A 2,410-nucleotide genomic window follows, 5' to 3' on the forward strand; every position below is an offset into this window, starting at 1 on the left:
GAATCAGCTTTAGTGTTTACGGCACAATGGTTTGAGTGCGGTGGTATGCGTTGCTCACCACTTAACGCGGCGTTATGCCTCTTATTGGTATGGCGCAATATGGTAAGCTCTACAGTTGTATGTTTTATAGACTTTCCTCATTTGAGATGTTTGAGGTTTGGTTTATGGAACATGACGGTTTTTCTCGTTGGAAGAAAGAAGCTGATAATTTTTATGTAGCTTATTCTTCAACATTAAATGTAATAAAGTTTGGTGTATCTAAAAACCCATCGAAGCGGATGAGTCTTTTTAACTATCGAAAACCAGGTAATACTAATGATTTTATTCTAATTGGTGAAACTTCATTAGGTTCAGCTGCTGCTGGAGAGTTTGAGACCTTGGTCTCTCGTCGGCTCAGTCATTTGAATAGGTATTATAACTACCATGATGATAGAGGCGGATATTGCCGAGAGTTATACGTATTGGATAAAGAGTCCGCAAAGTCGAAAATTGACCAGCTATTAAGAGAAGAAGGGCATCAACCCTTAAAAAAAGGAAAATCTTCCTCCCGATACTCAGATAAGAACTTTACTTGCAGTGAAATACATATCAAAACTTATACTGCAGGTGGTGCTTTGAAGCCGCTAGCATACTATTTGTTTAACAATTATGAAGTTTTACCAAGTATAGAAGCATGTGACCTAGAAGGTGTGTATTACCCAACGATATAAGTGGCATAACAAAGCGTTTAAGACAGATTCCCAACGCTTGGCATTTTTCATTCCATCGTTGGGTTCTGTGTTTATGGTGGTATGGTTAGCTTTCGTGGTAGCGTTGCTCACTACTTAACGCGGCGTTAGGCATTAATCGTCAGACTCTCAAATTTTACTGATATAATGCCTTTTATTTCAAAGTAGTAGAGTTTGTAAGTATGGATATAGACACGTTAACTCGAACAGAACTGATTGAGTTAAATAATCGAATCGTGGCTCGTTTGGAAAGTATGGATGAGCTTGAAGTTCAAGCCAAAAGGCAACAGTTCACACTTGGCTCTCCAGCCGAGTTTGTCGATGACAAAGGCACAGCTCGTGTCTGTGTCGTGGTTAAGTTCAATAAAAAGACAATATCAGTGTCAACAGCCAACGGTGAACGTTGGAATATTCCGGCAGATCGGCTGCGTCCGTTGGCAAATGCCTAACAAAGCGTTTAAGTGGGATTTGGCACGCGTGGCATTTTCAGTTTGCGTTGAGCTCGGTGGTTACGGCACTATGCGGTAGCTTTTGTATTGCGTGCCTGCACCCCTTAACGCGGCGTTAGGCATTACGATAGGATTCAGTTTTGGACAATAATATGGACAACATAAAAAACGAAATTTCATTAAAAAGGCGTCAATCGTATGCTAAAAGGCAAACGGAGATGATACTTTGGGCTCTGTTTGGTCTAATTGTTTCTGGGCGAGCTTGGTTTGATATGGTTACAGGGAATGGTTACCCATCTGAAATTATATCTATCCGCTATTTTGAAATATTAGGCGGTTTAATTATGTTTGTTTTCCCTGTTCTCTATAGTTTGATCTTTGGTGTGTTTCCCTTAGAGAATCTAAGGAATAAACGAGAATCTAGAACTGAAATTATTGAGAAATCTGAAAAAAGTAATCGTGATTCAATATCTGCTAAAGTGGTATCTGGCTCAGACTTAAATGAACTGTTAACTATTGAAGTTAAGGAAGAAAGTTCCGAAGAGTATATTACAAATTTAGTTTTGAGTTCTCGAAAGTTAGCAAGTAGCCTATATGCGAGATCTGGTGTTTACTTATTAATTGGTGTCTTAATCGCATTTTCAGGTTTGGTTTTTTTCTACTTACAGACCTCCTCATCAATAAAAGCTGATGATCCTGTAGCGTTATTGATATCTCTAGCTCCTAAGTTCGGAATTTTGTTTTTTATTGAGTTCATTGCACTTTTTTTTCTAAAACAGTACAAATCTGCTTTGGATGAGTTCAGATATTACGAATCATTACAACGCTCTAGGGAAGAGACTTTGGCTATTATCAAGCTTATGAGTGATAGTGAGTCAGTTATTGATGTATATGAAATGGTGGAGAAAATAGGTTTTAGGTCTACTACTGAGAAGCTGGATAGTGGTCAAACAACAGAACTTTTGGAGTCCAAAAAACTAAGCAAAGATGAGGCAGAAATTTTTGCGAAAATTCTAGACATTGTTGGGAAAAGGTAATGCCTAACAAAGCATTCAAGAGTGATTCCCAACGCTTGGCATTTTTCATTCCATCGTTGGGTTTTGTGTTTATGGTGGTATGGTTAAGTTTCGTGGTAGCGTTGCTCACACCTTAATGCGGCGTTATACGAATAGAGGGAATTTATGTACAAGAGTACTGATTTTAGCTTGGATTCAAAAGAGTTCAGGTTTAAGA

3 protein-coding genes are annotated in these 2,410 nt (G+C 38.5%); all 3 read left to right on the forward strand.

Annotated elements, in window-relative coordinates:
• Positions 1 to 74 precede the first annotated feature (74 nt).
• The 3 genes from R7Q09_RS24065 to R7Q09_RS24075 all read left to right on the forward strand — a co-directional run bounded on the left by R7Q09_RS24065 (position 75) and on the right by R7Q09_RS24075 (position 2,214).
• On the forward strand, positions 75 to 710 hold the full coding sequence (locus tag R7Q09_RS24065) for a hypothetical protein (RefSeq protein WP_318071319.1): 636 nt from the start codon (positions 75 to 77) through the stop codon (positions 708 to 710).
• A gap of 200 nt (positions 711 to 910) precedes the next feature.
• Entirely contained in the window at positions 911 to 1,177 is a 267-nt protein-coding gene (locus R7Q09_RS24070) for a hypothetical protein (protein WP_103175338.1), read from the forward strand.
• A 152-nt stretch (positions 1,178 to 1,329) separates the two neighbouring features.
• Positions 1,330 to 2,214: a hypothetical protein gene (locus tag R7Q09_RS24075; RefSeq protein WP_070225705.1), complete on the forward strand. Its 885-nt coding sequence runs from the start codon at positions 1,330 to 1,332 to the stop codon at positions 2,212 to 2,214.
• Positions 2,215 to 2,410: the final 196 nt, after the last annotated feature.

The sequence above is a fragment of the Vibrio sp. 2130-1 genome, assembly GCF_033339515.1.

Bases quoted from the DNA above. Each gene is read 5' to 3' on its own strand.
- R7Q09_RS24065 (WP_318071319.1), top strand. From the start codon at position 75: ATGCCTCTTATTGGTATGGCGCAATATGGTAAGCTCTACAGTTGTATG.
- R7Q09_RS24070 (WP_103175338.1), top strand. From the start codon at position 911: ATGGATATAGACACGTTAACTCGAACAGAACTGATTGAGTTAAATAAT.
- R7Q09_RS24075 (WP_070225705.1), top strand. From the start codon at position 1,330: ATGGACAACATAAAAAACGAAATTTCATTAAAAAGGCGTCAATCGTAT.